Below are 17,761 nucleotides of genomic sequence, written 5' to 3'. Positions count from 1 at the left end.
GGTTGGCCTATGGTTCTGGGCCATGGCAGTGCCGACGATCACCGAGCGCCCTGTTCGCAGGCCAGCGCTGTCGCCCTCGCGAGCGGGCGACTTCAAGCAGTGCCCGCTGCTCTACCGCTTCCGCGCCGTCGACCGGCTGCCCGAGAAGCCGACCAGGGCGCAGGTGCGCGGCACGGTGGTGCACGCGGTGCTGGAGGACCTGTTCGGCCTGCCCGCCGACGAACGGCTGCCGGAGAAGGCGCGGGCGCTGGTGGGTCCGGCGTGGGAGCGGGTGCGGGCCGAGCGGCCCGAGTTCGCCGAGCTGTTCGCCGAGGGCGATCCCGAGCAGGAGCGGTGGCTGGCGTCGGCGGAGGAGCTGCTGGACGGCTACTTCGGGTTGGAGGACCCGCGCCGGTTCGACGCCGACGCCCGTGAGCTGCTGGTGGAGTGGGAGCTGCCCTCGGGTGTGCTGCTGCGCGGGTACATCGACCGCGTGGACGTGGCGCCGACCGGCGAGATCCGGGTGGTCGACTACAAGACGGGGGCCGCGCCGCGCGAGGTCGGCGAGGCCAAGGCGTTGTTCCAGATGAAGTTCTACGCGTTGGTGCTGTGGCGGCTGCGCGGCGTGGTGCCGCGCCAGCTGCGGCTGATGTACCTGGCCGACCGGCAGGCGTTGGCCTACCAGCCGGACGAGGCGGAGCTGACCCGGTTCGAGCGGACGCTGGAGGCGATCTGGGACGCCATCCTGCGCGCGGCGAAGTCCGGCGACTTCCGGCCGAACCCGGGCAGGCTGTGCGACTACTGCGACCACAAGGCGCTGTGCCCGGCGTTCGACGGCACGCCGCCGCCGTACCCGGGCTGGCCGGAGCCGGACGCCGGCGTGGAGACCGCGCTGGACCGGGCCGACTGACACCGAGTGGGTTCTCGCCGACGGGGGTGTTGATGGACGCGTTCTACGAGCAGTTGGACCCCGACCGGTTCGCCGCCACCGGGCACACCACCGGTCCGTGGGGCGACGACAGCCAGCACCTGGGGCCGCCGTCGGCGCTGCTGGTGCGGGAGTTGGAGCGGTGCGCGCCGCGGCCGGAGGCGGTGCTGTCCCGGGTGGTGTTCGAGGTGCTCGGCCCGGTGCCGGTGGCGGAGCTGACCGTGACCGCGTCCGTGGTGCGGCCGGGGCGTTCGGTGGAGCTGCTGTCGGCGGAGTTGGCGCACGAGGGCCGCCCGGTGCTGCGGGCGAACGCGTGGCGGATCGTGGCGGGCGACACGGCGTCGGTGGCCACCGACGCGGGCGAGCCCCTGGTCCCGCCGTCGGCGTGCGAGCCGATGGCAGTCCCGGAGCACTGGCGGGGCGGCTACCTGGCCGCGATGGAGTGGCGTTCGGTCCGCGGCGGCATCTTCGCGCCCGGTGACGCGGTGGTGTGGGCGCGGGCGCACGTGCGCGTCGTCGCCGGCGAGGAGCCGAGCACGGCGCAACGGCTGTTCACGGTGGCCGACTCGGCGAGCGGCGTGTCCAGCCGGCTGGACATCCGCACCTGGTACGCGATCAACACCGACCTGACCGTGCACCTGCACCGCGAGCCGGTCGGCGAGTGGTTCGCCCTGGACGCGCGCACCGTGATCGGACCGTCGGGTGTGGGCGTGGCGAGCAGCGTGCTGCACGACGAGCACGGGCCCGTGGGGCGCACCGCGCAGTCGCTGTTCGTGCGGGAGCGCCAGGCCTGACGGTCGCAGTCGGCGCGCGATGCGCGCACCATGGGTCCATGAGGTTCGCGGACCGCTTCGACGCCGGCCGGGTGCTCGCCCGGGCGCTGGCCGACGAGTCGTGGACCGATCCCCTGGTGCTCGGCCTGGCCCGCGGCGGGGTGCCGGTGGCGTTCGAGGTCGCCTCGGCGCTGGGCGGTGAGCTGGACGTGGCCGTGGCCCGCAAGATCGGCGCGCCCGGCCACCCCGAGTACGGCATCGGCGCGGTCACCGCGAACGGCGAGCCGATCTTCGACGACGAGGCGCTGCGCGTGCTCGGCCTCACGCGCGAGGACCTGACCGAGACGTGCGAGGCCGAACGGCGGGAGGCCCGACGGCGGCTGGAGCTGTACCGCGACGGCCCGGTGCGGCTCGAAGGCCGTGACGTGCTGGTCGTGGACGACGGCCTGGCCACCGGCGTCACGGCCCGTGCCGCGCTGCGCGAAGCCCGCGGGCAGGACCCGCGCCGCCTGGTGCTCGCGGTGCCGGTGGGCGCGGCGGACTCGGTGCGCGCCCTGCGCGCGGACGCCGACCTGGTGGTCTGCCCGCACCCGCGGACGGATTTCCGGGCCGTCGGCCGGTTCTACGGGCACTTCGACCAGACCACCGACGACCAGGTGGTCGAGCTGCTGCGCCGTCAGACCGCGCGGTAGTGCTCGACGGTCGGGAACGGGTCGTAGAAGTGGTGCAGCAGCGCCTTCCACCGCGGGTACAGCGGACCCTGCCGGAAGCCGACCGTGTGGTCCTCCAGCCGTTCCCACCCCACGAGCAGCAGGTACCGGGACGGCTGCTCGACCGACCGCCGCAGGTCCAGCGAGACGAACCCGGGCGACCGCGCGATGACCTCGCGCGCCTGGTCGAACGCCCGCTCGAAGTCCGCCTCCAGGCCGGGGCGGACGTCGAGCGTCGCGACTTCCAGGATCACAGGTGCTTGTAGACGTCTTCGAGGGTGAGACCGCGGCCGAGCATGAGCACCTGCACGCGGTACAGCAGCTGGGAGACCTCTTCGGCCAGGCGCTCGTCGGACTCGTGCTCCGCGGCGATCCAGACCTCGCCCGCCTCCTCCAGCACCTTCTTGCCCTGCGCATGCACCCCGGCCTCCAGAGCCGCGGCGGTGGCGGAGCCCTCAGGGCGGGTGCGTGCGCGTTCGCTCAGCTCGGCGAACAGCTCGTCGAAGGTCTTCACGGGGTCTGATCCTCCCATCCCCCGAACGGCCGCAGGCACCCAGGACCCGCGAACGCTAGATCCCGTAGTGCGGGCTGGTGAAGGGCCACGTCCCGGCGATCCACTCCGGCACGAACGCGTCCAGCGCGCGCTCCAGGTCGGTGCCCACGCGCTCGTCCACGACCCACCAGGAGATCTGCGCGTCGTCGTCACGCGCGGGGTCCTCGACGGGGTCGATGTAGACGCAGCCGTACAGCTCGGTCTCGTCGGCGTTGAAGAGGGCGTAGTTGAACGACTCGTGCGCGTCCTGCTCCCGTTCGTGCCGGGCGAGGTCGACGCGGTCGTGCTCGTGGGTCATGTCGGCGGGCGGCCAGCCCCACTTCTCGCCGTAGAGCGACCACAGCCGCGCCTGCGAACCCATCACGGCGGGGTAGTCGATGTCCACATCGGACTCGCGGATGGGCCGCAGGTGGTGGTCGGCGTCGAGCGGGACGTGGGTCGGGTGGGCGAAGTCAGCGGGGAGCCAGGGCATGGCGCGGATTCTGCGTCGGCGGTCGGGGAACCGCCACCGAAAAATCCGTTGGCGCGATTTCGGACACACCGCACACACTGCACGGATGACCGATGGGTTGGTGCTGCGGACCGCTCGCCCGGACGACCTCGACCAGATCGGGGCGCTGCTGGTCGACCGCGGCGAGCCGGTGGACGCCGTCGACCACCGCCTGGTCGTCGAGGACCCGGACGCGGGCTGGGACGCGTGCGCGGTCGTCGTGGACGGCGACAAGGTGGTGTCCACCGCGACCCTGCTGGACGAGACGCTGGTGCTCGGCGGGGTGGAGATCCCGGCGGGCCAGGTCGAGCTGGTCGCGACCGACCGCGCCTACGAGGGCCGCGGGCTGGTGCGCGCGTTGATGGGGTGGGCGCACGAACGGTCCGCCGCGCGCGGCCAACTCGTGAACGTGATGCTCGGCATCCCGTACTTCTACCGCCAGTTCGGCTACACGTACGCGATCCCGATCTCGGCCACCCGACCGGTGACGGAGCGTCCCGACGTCGGCGGGCACACGCTGCGCGAGGCCGGTGTCGAGGACATCCCGGCGATGGTCCGGCTCCAGGACGCCGAGCAGGCGCGGGCCGACCTGCGGATGCCGCACTCCCCCGGGCTGTGGCGGTGGCTGGTGGCGCGGGACGGCAGCACGGAGTGGCTGGTGGAGCGCGACGGCGTGCCGGTGGCCACGGGTCGCGCCACCCCGCCGGAGGACGGCGGGCGGCTGTGCGAGGTGGCGGCCGTGGACGAGGCGGCGGCGCACGCCCTGCTCGCGTTGACCGGGGCCGACGAGGTGACCGAGCGGCCGGGGTCGGTGGCGGGTGAGGCGCTGGAGCCGTTCCTCGGGCCCGCGGCGGAGGAGGCGAACTCGTACTACGTGCGGATCGGCGACCCGGTCGCGCTGCTGGAGCAGTTGCGGCCGGTGTTCGGGCGGCGGTTGGCGGAGGCCGGGTTCGCCGATCAGGAGGGCGAGGCGGTCGTCTCGTTCTACCGGTCGCACGTGCGGCTGCCGTTCAAGGCGGGCGAGGTGGGGCCGGTGGTGGCGGGTGGTCGGATGCAGGCGCCGGGCGCGGCGGGTGGCGCGGGCGTGGCGCCGGACCTGCTGGCGTCGCTGCTGTTCGGCCCGCACGGGCTCCAGGGCCTGACCGCGCGGTTCCCGGACGTGTACCCGGGCCCGAACGCCGAGCTGATGCACGCCCTGTTCCCGCCGGTGCGCGGTGACCTGATGACGTTCTACCTGGCGTAGGTCAGGTGGCGGCCCGGAACAGGTCCCGCGCCTCGGCGATCGCCCGCGCCAACGCGTCGGGTTCGGGCCGCAGTCCCGTCACGATGGCGTCCACACCGCGCAGCCCCGCGTCCGCCAGCAGCCGCTTCTCGTTCGTCGTCCACTGACCTCGTGCGGCGAGCACCGCGTGGGCGGTCTGGAGCGCGGCGGTGACCAGCGTGGCCGCGACCTCGGCCGGCCGTCCGCTCGGCGCGTGCGCGGTGAGGGCGTAGTCCAGGGTCGCCGCCGCCCTGCCACGCCACGCGGACGGCGCCGCCGCGCGCAACGCCTCCGGGTAGGCGGGTCGGGGCAACGTGCCGCGCAGCACCGTGTTCCGCGCGAGTTCGCCGACGACCAGGTAGCTGGGGATGCCGGCGAGGTGGAACATCAGCGGCTCCCAGCGGAAGCGGCCCTGCTCGGCCTCGGCGAGTTCGTGCTCGACGACGTCGAGGTCGCGGTAGTGGACGTCGACCCGGCGGCCGTCGACGGTGAGCCAGGCGCCGCCGTTGAAGACGCCGCCACCCCACCCGCCGACCTCGCCCTCCCAGCCGATCGCGCGCAGGTCGGCGGGGTCGAAGTGGTGCCGGTAGTAGACGGCCAGGTCCCAGTCGCTGTCCGGGGTGTGGGTGCCTTGGGCGCGCGACCCGCCGAGGGCGACCGCGTGCACTCCGGGCAGGTCCGCCAACCGGTCGGCGACGTGGTCGAGGAACGTTTCGTCGGTCATGGGCACGGCGACATGCATAGCTCGGGTGCTTGGGTCGCGTCAGCCGAATTCGCTTCAGAGGGTCGCGAACTCGACGCCCATCGCGACGCCCGCGAGCACGAGCAGCACGCCGGCGGCGGTGAGGGCGCGGCGGTAGCCGGTGTCGCCGAGCCGGTGGCGGCCGCGGGCGACGAGCAGGGCGATCACGACCTTGCCGCCGACGAGGGTGAGGTAGAACCCGATCAGCAGCCCGGCGCCCGCGAACGCCGACGCGCGCCAGGTGGTGATGGTGAGGGGGCCGAGCGCGGTCGCCCACGCGATCCACGGGTGCGGGCTGAGCAGGTTCACCAGCACGGCCCGGCGCAGGGCCCCGGAATTGTCGGACCTCGTCGGTGGACCGGAATTGTCGGACCTCGCCGGTAGAATCGAGTTCAGGGTTCCCCTGGGCGGGGACGGCTGCGAAGCATGGGGTTCGGGCGGCGGCGGGTGCTCGGGCGGCGGGGAGTGCTCGGTCAGCGACGCGGCTCGGGCGTCCCGGACGGTCTGCACGCCGGTCCACACCACGAACACCGCGCCGACGACGCCGAGCACGCCCAGCGCACGTCCGGGCAGGCGGTCCAGCAGGAGCAGGGTCACCGCGACCACCGCGGCGTCGGACAGCAGCGGGGCGCAGGCGGTCAGGGCGCCCGCTTTCCAGCCCGACCGCAGGGCTGCCGTCACGACCAGCACCAACAGCGGGCCGGGGCTGATGCCGGCGACCAGACCGAGGGTCAGTCCCAACCCCAGTGCGTCCACGGCGGCAGACTAGGTCACGTGTCCGAGTTCGCCCGAGTCCTGGCCACCCTGCGGCAGATCCGCGGCCTCAGCCCGTTCTTCGCCCTGGACGTCGGCCGGCCCGACGACAGCTGGCACGACGGCGAGGCCCTGTCGCACGGCCCCGCACTGCCCGACGCCCTCGACCGGATCTCCACCCGGTACCGCACGGGGGAACGGCGGGTCGCCGCGTCGCTGTTCTTCCTCGGCTACACGGCACGGCTGGTGAGCCCGGTCGTCGCCGCACGCGCGGTCGACGGGGTCGCGCCCGACATCCGGCCCGCGAACCTGTGGTGGCGGTACGGCCCGGAAGGCCTCCAGGTCCGGCTCAAGGAACCGGTCGCCGGCGTCGGCATCGCCGAGTCGCTGGCGCCCGCGGTGGAGGCGGTGCACGCGGTCACGCCGGTGGCCCGCGGCCTGCTGTGGGGCAACGCGGGGTCGTCCGCGGCGGGCGCGCTGCGCACGATCAGCCGCGGCGGCGTCGACTGCCTCGCGTTGGCCGACGAGCTGTTCGCCGACCCGCCGCTCAAGGACACCGGCGACTTCATCCCGTTCCCCGGCGAAGTGGTGTTCCGGCGGCGCAGCTGCTGCCTGTACTACCGGCTCGACGGCGGCGGCACGTGCGGTGACTGCCCGCTGCCGCCGCGCCGGACGTGACGAACGACAACTCGTCTGGTCGGTTGTGCCCGCCCTCGATCCGCCTCTGCGGTCGCAGCGCCGCAGTGGACGGGAAGCCGGTGTGAATCCGGCGCGGTCCTCGCCACTGTGACCGGGGAGCCAACCCGCCGAGACCGTGCACGAGTTCTTCCACGACGGGCGCCACGCGCTCGGCGTCCCGTGCCACCAGGCCGGGCCGACATGCCGACGTACAGGGGTCTGGTGCTGCGCGGTGTCGGCGCGGGCGCGGTGACGGGGCTGCTCGCGGGCCTGGTCGGCGTGCTGGTGGTCGAGGCGCCGATCCGGGCGGTGTCGCTGTCGGCGGCGGCGTTCGGCGCGGCGGCGCTGCTGCCCGCGGTGAAGTACCCGGCCAACCCGCCGGGGGTGGGTGACGCGGACACGGTGGAGTACCGCACGGTGCTCTACCTGGGGCTGATCGCGGCCGGGCTGCTGGTCGCGTTCGGGGCGAGCCTCCCGGTTGGGCCGGCTGTCGCCGCCGGTCCGCGCCACCGCCGTGGCGTCGGCCGTGGTGGTCGTGCTGCTGGTCGCGTTCCCGGCGACGCCGGACGCCGTGCCGTCCGACCTGCCGGGCAGCGTGCTGTGGGAGTTCCGGTTGGCCTCGCTCGCCGAGACGGCCACGCTGTGACTGGGTCTCGGCGTCGTGTTCGGCCTGCTGGTCGACCCGGCGACGCGGCGGGCGCCGGTGTCAGCGGTCTAGGAGCAGGGCGAGCGTCGCCAGTTCCACCCCGACCAGGGACTCGCGGAACACGCGGCGCTCGCCCGGCTCCACCGGCACGTCGCACGGCACGACCAGGACCGTGCAGCCGGCGGCCACGGCGGAGGCGACGCCGGTCGGCGAGTCCTCGATCGCGACGCACCGGGCCGGGTCGACGCCGAGCAGCCGTGCGGCCTTCAGGTAGGGGTCGGGCAGCGGCTTGTTGCGGCGGTCCACCTCGTCGCCGCACACCGTGACGTCGAACAGGTCCCGCCCGATGGTGTCCAGCGCGACCTCGGTCAACTGCCGCTCGGTCGACGTCACCAGCGCCATCGGCACACCCGAGCCGCGGATCTCGCGCAACGCCTCGCGCGCGCCGGGCCGCCACGGCAGCCCGGCGCGGAACACCTCCTCGGTGCGCCTCATGATCCAGGCCGCGCCGTCGGCGAGGTCCTCCTCGGTCGGCTGCTCGACGCCCACCTCCGCGAACAGCATCGCCATCGTCCGGCGCACGCTCGACCCGACCATCGCCTGCCTGGTCTCGATCGACAGCGTGCCGCCCAGCTTCTCGACGAACTCGTAGAGCGGGATGTCCCACAGCTTCTCCGAGTCGAGCAGGGTGCCGTCCATGTCCCACAGGACGGCCGCGGGCTCACCCACGTGGTTCTCCATTCACCCGTTCGACGTAAATGCTTCGAAGTGAAGAGTACGGAGCGTGATCGCAGGCGGGTGGCTCGGTACCGGGCCCGACCGAGCCGGCCACGACCTGCCGTGATCGTCGTCGGCGGCTTCACGTGCGAGTTCGGCACCCCGACGTGACAATCCGAAGATCTTCTCCGCCTTGCCGCGCTCGACCGGGTCGGCGCGATCGACCCCGAAGGTGTTGGTCTCGACAGCGTGCGCGCCGACTTCGCGGGAGCCGCGGCGAACCTGGCGCACGACGCCGGGCCCGATCACGTTCCGGCTCTCGTGGCAACCCTCGTGACCTGCGAAATCTCCGAGGGGCTGGTCGGCGGACCGGAGCCTGGCGGCCATCGCGCCGGCGGCAACGGGGAGGCGGTCGGCGAGCGCGCCCGCGCGAGGCGGCGTGACACGATCCGACATGCGCCAAGCCTACGGCGTCGGGTGTGCGGCGGTGGTCGTAGTCTGGCCGCGTGACCGATCCGGACCAGGCCGCCCAGACCCCCTTCGACCCCAGCAAACCGCTCACCAATCCGATCATGGTTTGCGCGTTCGAGGGTTGGAACGATGCAGGAGACGCCGCCAGTACGGCGATCGAACACCTGCAGCTCACGTGGGACGCGACGCCGTTGGCGGAGATCGATCCGGACGACTACTACGACTTCCAGGTGACTCGCCCCACGGTCCGCCTGGTGGACGGCGTCACCCGAAGGGTGGAATTCCCGACGACCCGCCTGTCGGTCTGCCGCCCGCCCGGGTCGTCCACCGACGTGGTGCTGGTGCACGGGATCGAGCCGAACATGCGGTGGCGGAAGTTCGCCGCCGAGCTGCTGGGCCACATCGAGGACTTGGGCGTGACCACCGTGGTCACGCTGGGCGCGCTGCTGATGGACACCCCGCACACCCGGCCGGTGCCCGTGACGGGGACGGCGTACGACGAGGCGGCGGCGGCGAAGTACGGGCTGGAGCGGTCCCGGTACGAGGGGCCGACCGGGATCGTCGGCGTGTTCCAGGACCTGTGCGTGCAGGCGGGCGTGCCCGCGATCTCGTTCTGGGCGGCGGTGCCGCACTACGTCTCCCAGCCGCCCTCGCCGAAGGCGACGCTCGCCCTGCTGCACCGGGTGGAGGAGGTGCTGGACGTCGAGGTGCCGCTCGGCGCGCTGCCCGAGCAGGCCGAGGAGTGGGAGCGCACGGTCAGCGAGATGGCCGACGAGGACGAGGACGTGCGCAACTACGTGCGGGCGCTGGAGGAGCGCGGGGACGCGGAGATCCAGATCACCGAGGCCAGCGGTGACGCGATCGCCGCCGAGTTCGAGCGCTACCTGCGGCGGCGCGGCCGGGGGCCGGGTCGCGGGCCGACCGGGATGTGACCCGACTCGGCCGGACCGCGCGGCTCCGGTCGCGTGGTCGGCTGGCGGCGTTGTACGCGGGTGGGTTCCTGGGGCCCTTCGGCGGTGCCATGACGGCGTCCGTGCTGCCCGAGGTCGGGGGAGATTTCGGGATTTCGGCCGGGACGGCGGCGGCGACGTTGACCGGGTACCTCGTGCCGTTCGCGTTGCTCATGCTCGTCTCCGGCACGTTGGGTGAACGGTGGGGTGCCCGGCGGACGGTGCGGATCGCCTACGCCGTCTACGTCCTGTCGTCCGTCTTGTGCGCGGTGTCGTGGTCGTTTCCCGTGTTGCTGGGCGGACGGGCCGTGCAGGGGGCGGCGAACGCGTTCACCACTCCCCTGCTGTTGGCGGCGATCGCGGCGGTGGCGCCGAAGGCCCGGTTGGGGCGGGCGCTCGGCGTGTTCGCGTCCATGCAGGCCGCCGGGCAGACGTCGGCGCCGTTGTTGGGCGGGCTGGCGGCGGAGGCGTCGTGGCGGTGGGCGTTCGTCGGCGCGGCGGTGGTGGCGGGCGCGTTGGCGGTGGTCGGGTTGCCCGCCGACCTGCCGCGCGACGGCGAGCGGCCGCGGCTGCGCAGCGCATGGCGGCCCCGGACGTTGCGGCTGGCCGCGGTCGGGTTCGTGGCCTGGGGGTGCCTGGGCGGGGTGTCGTTCCTGGTCGCCCTGCGGCTGGGTGACTCGTTCGGGTTGAGCGCGGGGCAGCGGGGGCTGGTGCTGACCGGGTTCGGGCTGGTCGGGATCTTCACCGCACGGGTGACCGGGTGGGCGATCGACCGGTTCGGCGCACGGCGGTGGGCGGTGTCCGGCGCGGCGGTCGGCGGGGTGCTGCTGGTCGGTGTCGGCGTGCTGCCGTCGGTGGTCGCGGTGGGGGTGTTGTGGGCGGCGGCGGGCGCGTTCAGCCAGGCGGTGATCGTCGGGCTGAACGCGCTCGTGCTGTCCTCGGACGAGGCGAACCGGGGTGGGTCGGTGTCGGTGGTGCAGTCGCTGCGGTTCCTGGGTGGCGCGCTGTCGCCGGTGGCGTTCGTGCCGCTGTACCACGCCGACCCGGTCAGCGCGTTCCTCGTCCCGGCCGGGTTGGTGCTGGCCGTGCCGCCTGTGCTGCTGCACCGCCGCCGTTCACGCGATCCAGCGTGACCAGCGCCAGCACACCGGCCGCCAGGTAGAACGCGGCCTGGGCGTTGAGCAGCACGGGCAGACCAAGCACAGGCGTGAGGGTGCCCGCGAGCACCATGCCGAGCGCCTGACCTCCGTCGTAGAGGCTGACGAACGTCGCCATCACCCGGCCGCGGACCTCGTCGGACGCGTGCAGCTGGAGCACCGACATCATCCCGGCGCCCGCGATCACGCCCGGCACGCCCACCACGACGAACGCGGCCAGGTAGAACACCAGCGCGGTGGTCACGTGCGGCCCGTTCCAGCCGAGCGCGGCGACCACGGCGAAGCCGACCAGCGACACGCCCAGGAGCCTGCCGGGCGCGAGCCGACGCGCCAGCAGGCCGACCAGCAGACCGCCGAGCAGACCGCCGATCGCCTGGACGCCGCGCAGCAGCCCCACCTCGGCCGCGCCGCCGCCGAGCCGTTCGGTCACGAACACCACGAACAGCACCACGAACAGGCCCTGGCCGGTGGCCATCAACCCGACCACGGCCACCATCGGCCGCAACGGCCCGCGGATCTCGCGCAGGCCGTCCAGCCAGGCCCGCCACGCGGGTTTCCCCGCCTCACGCGCCGGGTCCGCCGTGCCGAGCGTCGCCAGCAGCGCCGCCGCGAGCAGGAACGACACCACGTCCGCCAACACCACGCCCGGCAGCCCGGTGTAGCCGAGGAGCAGGCCGCCCAGCGACGCGCCGACCAGCCGGGCCAGGTTGGCGTTCAGCCCGACCAGCCCGTTGGCCGCCGGCACCTGGTCGCGCGGCACCAACGTCGGCAGCAGCGCGTTCTTGGCCGGTTCGAACAACGCCGCCAGCCCGGCCTGCACGGCCGTCACCACGTTCACCAGCACCAGGTCGCCGGTGAGCAGCGGCAGCAGGGTGACCGCCTGCGCGAGGCTGACCAGCAGCATCAGCTTCCGCCGGTCCCAGCGGTCGGCCAGCACGCCGGCCAGCGGCGACAGCGCGAGGCTCGGCAGCAACGCCACCACGAACGTGGTCGCGGTCGCCGCCGCCGAGCCGGTGCGCTGGTACACGTACACCGGCAGCGCGACCAGCAGCACCCAGTCGCCGATCTCGGAGACGAACCCGGCGATCCACAACCGGCGGAACGCGGGCACGCCCAGCGGCCCGGTCACCGCGGGAACGCCCGGATCCCGACGTGCGCGGGCAGCGCGCCCTCGGGCACGTCCTGGCGCACCGGCACCAGGTACGGCCGCAGGATGTCGTCGATCATGCCGAGCAGGCCGGACAGCTCCTCGGCGGTCACGTTGACCGTGTAGCCGTGCATCGCGGAGGCCGCCAGCCACTCGGGCGGCAGCTCGTGCTGCCGGTCCAGGAACCGCCGCACCAGCCGGTTGTCCTCGTTGAGCCCCAACGCGAGCAGCGCGTCCTGCTGGGTGCGCACCTCCGGGTCGTCGTCGAACGCGCCGACGTCGTAGCCCACCGAGGTGGCCCGCCACGGCCGTTCCCGCCCGTCACCGGCCTCGACGCGTTCGACGAAACCGGACTTCGCCAGCTGCCGCAGGTGCCAGCTGCAGTTGGAGGCGGTCGAGCCGACCGCCTCGGCGCACTCGCTCGCCGTGCGGGGACCGACCGCGAGCAGGTGGTTCAGCAACGACACGCGCAGCGGGTGCGCCAGCGCCTTCAGCGCGTCGACATCGGTGACCCGTCGGGGCCCTGGGAGGTCCATGGCCCCGACGGTAGACCTGAAAGCATTCTTTCGAAAGACCTCTTTCAGATATTCAGCCGACGTCCCTCCGTCGGAACGCGGCGAACCCGAGCGCCGTCAACGCCGCCGCGACCAGCGTCAACCACAGCAGCGGGGCCGCGGTCACGTCCGCGCCCGGCACCTTCGGGATGTGCGTGAACGGCGAGAGGTCCATCGCCCACTGGTCGAGCTGGAGCAGCGGCCCGAGCTGGCCGAGCACCAGGAACACCACGATCACCGCCCAGCTCGCCGACGCCAGCTTCGGCACCAGCGCGAACAGCGCCAGCGCGAGGCCCGCGACCACCCACACCGCCGGCACGTGCGTCAGCGCGGCGCCTACCAGCCGCGCGACCTGCCCGCCGACGTCACCGACCCGCACGCCGTGCACCAGACCGGCGCCGAGGCCCGCGGCGGCCAGCACGACGGCCGTGCCCACGGTGGCGAACAGCACGTGGCTGCCCACCCACGCGAACCGGCTGACCGGCGTGGCCAGCACCGGCTCCGCGCGGAACTCGGTCTCCTCGGTGCGCAGCCGCAACGTCGACTGCACCACGTAGATGGCGCTGAACAGGGCGATGATGCCGACGATCGACGCCAGGTAGACGTCCACGATCGCGCCCGCGCCGCCCATCTGCGCGATGATCTTCTGCAACGCCGGGTTGGCCTCCAGCATCTGCTCGACGCCGCGCGCGACCGACCCGTAGACGGCGCCGAGCACGAACAGGCTCAGCGTCCAGCCGATCAGCATGCCCCGCTGCAACCGCCAGGCCAGGCCGAACGCGCTGCCCAGCGAACGGGGCGCGCGGGCCGGGCCGAGCCGGGTCGGCACCAGGCCGCCGCCGAGGTCCCGCTTGGCCACCAGGACCGACGCCGCCACGACCAGCACCGCGAACAACGCCACCGGCAGCAGCAGCACCCAGAACCGGTCGCCCGCGAACGCCCTGGTCTGCTCCAGCCACCCCAGCGGCGACAGCCAGGTCAGCCACGTCGGACCCTCGTCGCCCGCCGCGTCGCCGACCGCGCGCAGCAGGTAGGCGACGCCGAGCACGGCGCCGGAGATCGAGTTGGCCGTGCGCGCGCTCTCCGACAGCTGCGCGCCGACCGCGCCGACACCGGTGAACACCCAGCCGACGGACGCGAACGCGAGGCCGAGCGCGAACGAGCCGGACGCCGACTCGCCGAGACCGGTCAGGCCGAGCGCGACGAGCAGGCCGATCACCGTGCTCGCCGACAGCGCCACCACCACGGCGGCGGCCAGCGGCGCGTGCCGGGCGACGACGGCCGAGCCGATCAGCTCCAGCCGGCCCGTCTCCTCCTCCGCCCTGGTGTGCCGGGTGACCAGGAACATGCACATCAGGCCGACCAGCAGCGCGCCGAACACGCCCCACCGCCAGGCCAGCACGCCACCGGTGGTCGACGCGTCGTGCAGGGGGCCGAGCATGGCCAGGAAGGCCGGGTTGCTGCCCGCCGTCGCGCCCAACTGCTGCCGGGACTCGGGCGAGCCGTACAGCTCGCCGACGGTCGACGCGGTGGACAGCGTGATGCCGACCAGGCCGACGACCCACACGGCCAGCAGCAGCCGGTCGCGGCGCAGCGCCAGGCGCACCAGCGAGCCGAGGCCGGTCACGACGACATCGCCCCTTCGGTCGCGCCGGCGGGCAGCTCGTCCTCGTAGTGGCGCAGGAACAGCTCCTCCAGCGTGGGCGGCTGGCTGGTCAACGCGCGGACACCGCTGCCGACCAACGCGCGCAGCGCCGTGTCCAGGTGGTCGGTGTCGACCTCGAACCGCACCCGGTTCCCCTCGACCGCCAGGTCGTGCACGCCGGGCAGTCCGGCCAGCCCGGACGGCGCGCCGACCAGCTCGGCGGACACGCTGGTGCGGGTGAGGTGGCGCAGGTCGGCCAACGTGCCGGTCTCGACCGTGCGGCCGTTGCGGATGATGCTGACCCGGTCGCACAACGCCTCGACCTCGGCCAGGATGTGGCTGGACAGCAGCACGGTCCGCTCACCGCGCAGCTCGTTCACCGCCTCCTGGAACACGGCCTCCATCAGCGGGTCGAGCCCGGAGGTCGGCTCGTCGAGGATCAGCAGCTCCACGTCGGAGGCCAGCGCCGCGACCAGGGCCACCTTCTGCCGGTTGCCCTTGGAGTAGGTGCGGCCCTTCTTGCGCGGGTCCAGCTCGAAGCGCTCCAGCAGCTCGGCGCGGCGCTTCTCGTTCAGCCCGCCGCGCAGCCTGCCCAGCAGGTCGATCACCTCGCCGCCGGTCAGGTTCGGCCACAGGCTCACGTCGCCGGGCACGTAGGCCAGCCTGCGGTGCAGCTCGGCGGTGTCGCGCCACGGGTCGCCACCCAGCAGCGACGCGGAGCCCGCGTCGGCGCGCAGCAGGCCCAACAGGACCCGGATGGTGGTTGACTTGCCCGACCCGTTGGGGCCGAGGAAGCCGTGCACCTCCCCCTCGCGGACGGCGAGGTCGAGGCCGTCCAGTGCACGCGTCGGGCCGAAGGTCTTGACCAGGCCCGACACGGATATCGCAGCAGTCATGCCCGGTAAGTTACAGTGATTTCACAAAGTCATGAAGTTAAGGAAGCGTATAAACTGCCCCCCGGTCAGTGGACCTCGAAGGGATGATCCGGCGGTGACACAGGTGGACGAGCGTGACGATCAGGCCGTGCTGCGCTTCATCGAGCGCTTCTCCTCGGTGTTCACCGAGTCCGGTATGGCCAGGATGCCCGCCCGGGTGTTCGTCGCGCTGCTGGCCACCGACTCCGGCGAGATGACCTCCGCCGAGCTGGCCGAGCTGCTGCGCGTCTCCCCCGCCGCCATCTCCGGCGCGGTCCGGTACCTCACCCAGGTCGGCCTGGTGAGCCGGGAGCGGGAGACGGGCACGCGCCGCGACATCTACCGCGTGCTCGACGACCTCTGGTACGAGGCGCTGTTCCGCCGTGACGAGATGCTCCGCCGCATGACCGGACCGCTCAAGGAAGGCGTCAGCGCGCTCGGCCCCGGCACGCCCGCGGGCAAGCGGATCGCCGAGACCCTCATGTTCTTCGAGTTCTTCCACGCCGAGCTGCCGAACATGCTCAAGCACTGGCGGGCGTACCGGGACGAGCGACTGGGCGCACCGGACTCGGCCGACCGGTCCCCCGAGCCGTCCTGATCGGTCCCGATTCGACGTAGTTACGACTATCGGCGCTAACGAGCGACCGGTTTTGTCCCGACCATTCAAGTGACCAGGTCGCTCCACCCCGTTCGCGCGGACGTCCCATCCCCTGCATCGCACGGCCGACCGGCGCACCCGCCCGGCACGGCCGCGCAGCCCTGCCCAAAAGGGAGAACCTCTCCATGGGAGACGCCCGTACCACCAGAAGACTGGCCGTGCTCGGCCTGGCCGCCGTGTCGGCCGCCGCGCTGGCCTTCTCGAACGTCGGAGTGGCGGCGGCCGAGGGCAACGTGCTCGGCGCGGAGCGCGCCGACGCCGTCCCCGGCTCCTACGTCGTGGCCCTCAACGACTCGATGTCGGCGAGGTCCGCGTCCGCGTCGACCGCGTCCGCGCTGGTCGACAAGTACGGCGGCCAGGTCCGCGTGGCCTGGCAGCACGCGCTCAACGGCTTCCACGCCACCATGTCCGCGGCACAGGCCAGGCGCCTGGCCGCCGACCCGCGGGTGGCGTTCGTGCAGGCCGACCTGCCGATCTCGATCGACGCGGTGCAGCCGAACCCGCCGTCCTGGGGCATCGACCGCATCGACCAGCGCAACCTGCCGCTGGACAACGCCTACAACTACTCCACGACCGCGAGCAACGTGCGGGCGTACATCATCGACACCGGCATCCGGACGACCCACACCGACTTCGGCGGCCGGGCGACCTGGGGCACCAACACCGTCGACACGAACAACACCGACTGCAACGGCCACGGCACGCACGTCGCCGGCACCGTCGGCGGCACCGCGCACGGCGTCGCCAAGGGCGTGCAGCTGATCGCGGTCAAGGTGCTCAACTGCGCCGGCTCCGGCACCACGGCGGGCGTCGTGAACGGCGTCAACTGGGTCACCCAGAACGCCGTCAAGCCCGCGGTCGCGAACATGTCGCTCGGCGGCGGCGTCGACACCGCCCTGGACACCGCGGTGCGCAACTCCATCGCCTCGGGCGTCACGTACGCGGTCGCGTCGGGCAACTCCAACGCCAACGCGTGCAACTACTCCCCGGCGCGGGTCGCCGAGGCGCTGAGCGTGAACGCGTCCACGAACACCGACGCGCGCGCCTCGTTCTCGAACTTCGGCACCTGCACCGACCTGTTCGCGCCCGGCCAGAACATCACGTCGGCGTGGATGACCAACGACACCTCCACCAACACGATCAGCGGAACGTCGATGGCGTCGCCGCACGTGGCGGGCGCCGCCGCGCTGTACCTGGCGACCAACCCGGCCGCGACCCCGCCGACCGTGAACGCGGCGATCGTCGCCGCCGCCACCGCCGACAAGATCACCAGCCCGGGCACCGGCTCGGCGAACAAGCTGCTGTTCACCGGCACGTCGACCCCCGGCGGCCCGGCCGTGACCAACCCGGGCAACCAGTCGACCGTCGTCGGCACGGCGGTCAGCCTGCAGCTGTCCGCCAGCGGCGGCACCGCGCCGTACGCGTTCACCGCCACGGGCCTGCCCGCCGGCCTGTCGATCAGCTCCTCGGGCCTGATCAGCGGCACGCCGACGACCACCGGCACGTCCTCGGTGACGGTGACCGCGACCGACTCGGCGTCGCGCGAGGGCACCGCCACGTTCTCGTGGTCGATCACGTCGACCGGCGGCGGCTGCGACGCGGTCACCAACGGCACCGACGTGACGATCGGCGACAACTCCGACGTGAACAGCCCGATCTCGCTGACCTGCGCCGCCAACGCCTCGGCGACGACGAGCGTGCAGGTCAACATCGTGCACACCTACATCGGTGACCTGATCGTGGACCTGGTCGCGCCGGACGGCTCGGTCTACAACCTGCACAACCGCAGCGGCGGCGGCACCGACAACATCAACCGCACCTTCACCGTGAACGCCTCCTCCGAGGCCGCCGCGGGCACCTGGAAGCTGCGCGTCCGCGACCAGGCGTACCTGGACACGGGCTACATCAACAGCTGGACGCTCGACGTCTGAGCCTGACGTGACCGGCGGGGCCGTCTTCGCGAAGGCGGCCCCGCTCCCGGGTTGACGACCACCGCCCACCCGGGGTGGTTTCGGCGGACGTCCTGGGCGACTCC

General features: G+C 73.1%; 21 protein-coding genes, 2 pseudogenes and 1 riboswitch. Of the genes and pseudogenes, 12 read left to right on the top strand and 11 right to left on the bottom strand.

Features of this window, described 5'->3' with window-relative positions; all coding sequences use genetic code 11:
• The first annotated feature begins 22 nt into the window (after positions 1-22).
• Genes ADK67_RS12720 through ADK67_RS12710 form a run of 3 tightly spaced genes read left to right on the top strand, consistent with a single transcriptional unit; the run spans position 23 to position 2,372 of the window.
• Positions 23-889, top strand: coding sequence for a RecB family exonuclease (locus ADK67_RS12720; protein WP_053716624.1), 867 nt, complete (start codon positions 23-25; stop codon positions 887-889).
• A gap of 29 nt (positions 890-918) precedes the next feature.
• Positions 919-1,701, top strand: coding sequence for a thioesterase family protein (locus ADK67_RS12715; protein ID WP_053716734.1), 783 nt, complete (start codon positions 919-921; stop codon positions 1,699-1,701).
• 38 nt (positions 1,702-1,739) lie between these two features.
• Positions 1,740-2,372, top strand: coding sequence for a phosphoribosyltransferase (locus ADK67_RS12710; protein WP_053716623.1), 633 nt, complete (start codon positions 1,740-1,742; stop codon positions 2,370-2,372).
• Here the strand turns inward: ADK67_RS12710 and ADK67_RS12705 are convergent.
• The 3 genes from ADK67_RS12705 to ADK67_RS12695 are packed head-to-tail and all read right to left on the bottom strand — an operon-like array spanning position 2,357 to position 3,415.
• Positions 2,357-2,644 (bottom strand): antibiotic biosynthesis monooxygenase family protein, encoded by a 288-nt coding sequence (locus tag ADK67_RS12705; protein ID WP_053716622.1) that lies wholly within the window; start codon positions 2,642-2,644, stop codon positions 2,357-2,359. The genes ADK67_RS12710 and ADK67_RS12705 overlap by 16 nt on opposite strands.
• Positions 2,641-2,904: a phosphoribosyl-ATP diphosphatase gene (locus ADK67_RS12700; protein ID WP_033434999.1), complete on the bottom strand. Its 264-nt coding sequence runs from the start codon at positions 2,902-2,904 to the stop codon at positions 2,641-2,643. The genes ADK67_RS12705 and ADK67_RS12700 overlap by 4 nt, the downstream gene beginning before the upstream one ends.
• 55 nt (positions 2,905-2,959) lie before the next feature.
• Positions 2,960-3,415 (bottom strand): hypothetical protein, encoded by a 456-nt coding sequence (locus ADK67_RS12695; RefSeq protein ID WP_053716621.1) that lies wholly within the window; start codon positions 3,413-3,415, stop codon positions 2,960-2,962.
• A gap of 85 nt (positions 3,416-3,500) precedes the next feature.
• Between ADK67_RS12695 and ADK67_RS12690 the strand changes: the two genes are divergently transcribed.
• The gene (locus ADK67_RS12690; RefSeq protein WP_053716620.1) at positions 3,501-4,676 is read left to right on the top strand and encodes a GNAT family N-acetyltransferase; all 1,176 of its coding nucleotides are present in this window, start codon (positions 3,501-3,503) and stop codon (positions 4,674-4,676) included.
• Position 4,677: 1 nt separating this feature from the next.
• On the opposite strand, the gene ADK67_RS12685 is transcribed toward ADK67_RS12690, so the two are convergent.
• Together ADK67_RS12685 and ADK67_RS12680 are read right to left on the bottom strand one after the other, a co-directional pair.
• Positions 4,678-5,418 (bottom strand): nucleotidyltransferase domain-containing protein, encoded by a 741-nt coding sequence (locus ADK67_RS12685; protein WP_053716619.1) that lies wholly within the window; start codon positions 5,416-5,418, stop codon positions 4,678-4,680.
• 54 nt (positions 5,419-5,472) lie between these two features.
• Positions 5,473-6,192: a LysE family translocator gene (locus tag ADK67_RS12680; protein WP_053716618.1), complete on the bottom strand. Its 720-nt coding sequence runs from the start codon at positions 6,190-6,192 to the stop codon at positions 5,473-5,475.
• 18 nt (positions 6,193-6,210) lie between these two features.
• On the opposite strand from ADK67_RS12680, the gene ADK67_RS12675 reads away from it, so the two are divergent.
• From ADK67_RS12675 to ADK67_RS50750, 4 genes and pseudogenes are all read left to right on the top strand, one after another.
• On the top strand, positions 6,211-6,867 hold the full coding sequence (locus ADK67_RS12675) for a (2Fe-2S)-binding protein (protein WP_053716617.1): 657 nt from the start codon (positions 6,211-6,213) through the stop codon (positions 6,865-6,867).
• 31 nt (positions 6,868-6,898) lie between these two features.
• Positions 6,899-7,018, top strand: a riboswitch (cobalamin riboswitch).
• Positions 6,995-7,120 (top strand): annotated as a pseudogene (locus ADK67_RS55325) (CbtB domain-containing protein); the annotation flags it as partial. (Overlaps the previous riboswitch by 24 nt.)
• Positions 7,069-7,323: pseudogene (locus ADK67_RS55320) on the top strand (CbtA family protein); the annotation flags it as partial. The pseudogenes ADK67_RS55325 and ADK67_RS55320, both read left to right, overlap by 52 nt.
• A gap of 22 nt (positions 7,324-7,345) precedes the next feature.
• Positions 7,346-7,513, top strand: coding sequence for a hypothetical protein (locus ADK67_RS50750; protein WP_157620222.1), 168 nt, complete (start codon positions 7,346-7,348; stop codon positions 7,511-7,513).
• Between the two features lie 60 nt (positions 7,514-7,573).
• Here ADK67_RS50750 and ADK67_RS12670 read toward each other — a convergent pair whose 3' ends face one another.
• Both ADK67_RS12670 and ADK67_RS12665 read right to left on the bottom strand, forming a co-directional pair.
• Positions 7,574-8,212, bottom strand: a complete 639-nt coding sequence (locus ADK67_RS12670; protein WP_442974137.1) for an HAD family hydrolase — start codon at positions 8,210-8,212, stop codon at positions 7,574-7,576.
• 42 nt (positions 8,213-8,254) lie between these two features.
• Entirely contained in the window at positions 8,255-8,686 is a 432-nt protein-coding gene (locus ADK67_RS12665) for a homocysteine S-methyltransferase family protein (RefSeq protein WP_053716615.1), read from the bottom strand.
• A gap of 50 nt (positions 8,687-8,736) precedes the next feature.
• Between ADK67_RS12665 and ADK67_RS12660 the strand changes: the two genes are divergently transcribed.
• Together ADK67_RS12660 and ADK67_RS12655 are read left to right on the top strand one after the other, a co-directional pair.
• The gene (locus ADK67_RS12660; RefSeq protein WP_053716614.1) at positions 8,737-9,633 is read left to right on the top strand and encodes a PAC2 family protein; all 897 of its coding nucleotides are present in this window, start codon (positions 8,737-8,739) and stop codon (positions 9,631-9,633) included.
• Positions 9,630-10,784, top strand: a complete 1,155-nt coding sequence (locus tag ADK67_RS12655; protein ID WP_053716613.1) for an MFS transporter — start codon at positions 9,630-9,632, stop codon at positions 10,782-10,784. Before ADK67_RS12660 ends, ADK67_RS12655 begins: the two co-directional genes overlap by 4 nt.
• On the opposite strand, the gene ADK67_RS12650 is transcribed toward ADK67_RS12655, so the two are convergent.
• From ADK67_RS12650 to ADK67_RS12635, 4 genes are read right to left on the bottom strand one after another with little or no spacing between them, the layout of a single operon-like run.
• Complete coding sequence (locus tag ADK67_RS12650; RefSeq protein ID WP_053716612.1) at positions 10,699-11,937, bottom strand: MFS transporter; 1,239 nt, start codon at positions 11,935-11,937, stop codon at positions 10,699-10,701. The two genes, ADK67_RS12655 and ADK67_RS12650, sit on opposite strands and share 86 nt — an antisense overlap.
• A complete protein-coding gene (locus ADK67_RS12645; RefSeq protein ID WP_053716611.1) occupies positions 11,934-12,491 on the bottom strand; it encodes an ArsR/SmtB family transcription factor in 558 nt (185 codons plus the stop codon). Before ADK67_RS12645 ends, ADK67_RS12650 begins: the two co-directional genes overlap by 4 nt.
• Before the next feature lie 52 nt (positions 12,492-12,543).
• Entirely contained in the window at positions 12,544-14,136 is a 1,593-nt protein-coding gene (locus ADK67_RS12640) for an ABC transporter permease (RefSeq protein ID WP_053716610.1), read from the bottom strand.
• Entirely contained in the window at positions 14,133-15,050 is a 918-nt protein-coding gene (locus tag ADK67_RS12635) for an ABC transporter ATP-binding protein (protein WP_053716609.1), read from the bottom strand. Before ADK67_RS12635 ends, ADK67_RS12640 begins: the two co-directional genes overlap by 4 nt.
• 103 nt (positions 15,051-15,153) lie before the next feature.
• Here ADK67_RS12635 and ADK67_RS12630 point away from each other — a divergent pair, with 103 nt between their 5' ends.
• Both ADK67_RS12630 and ADK67_RS12625 read left to right on the top strand, forming a co-directional pair.
• A complete protein-coding gene (locus ADK67_RS12630; RefSeq protein ID WP_231648154.1) occupies positions 15,154-15,666 on the top strand; it encodes a GbsR/MarR family transcriptional regulator in 513 nt (170 codons plus the stop codon).
• A gap of 185 nt (positions 15,667-15,851) precedes the next feature.
• Positions 15,852-17,657: a S8 family peptidase gene (locus ADK67_RS12625; RefSeq protein WP_053716608.1), complete on the top strand. Its 1,806-nt coding sequence runs from the start codon at positions 15,852-15,854 to the stop codon at positions 17,655-17,657.
• Positions 17,658-17,761: the final 104 nt, after the last annotated feature.

The sequence above is a fragment of the Saccharothrix sp. NRRL B-16348 genome (assembly GCF_001280085.1).
Taxonomy (GTDB): Bacteria; Actinomycetota; Actinomycetes; order Mycobacteriales; family Pseudonocardiaceae; genus Actinosynnema.
This window is presented reverse-complemented; position numbering and strand designations above follow the sequence as displayed.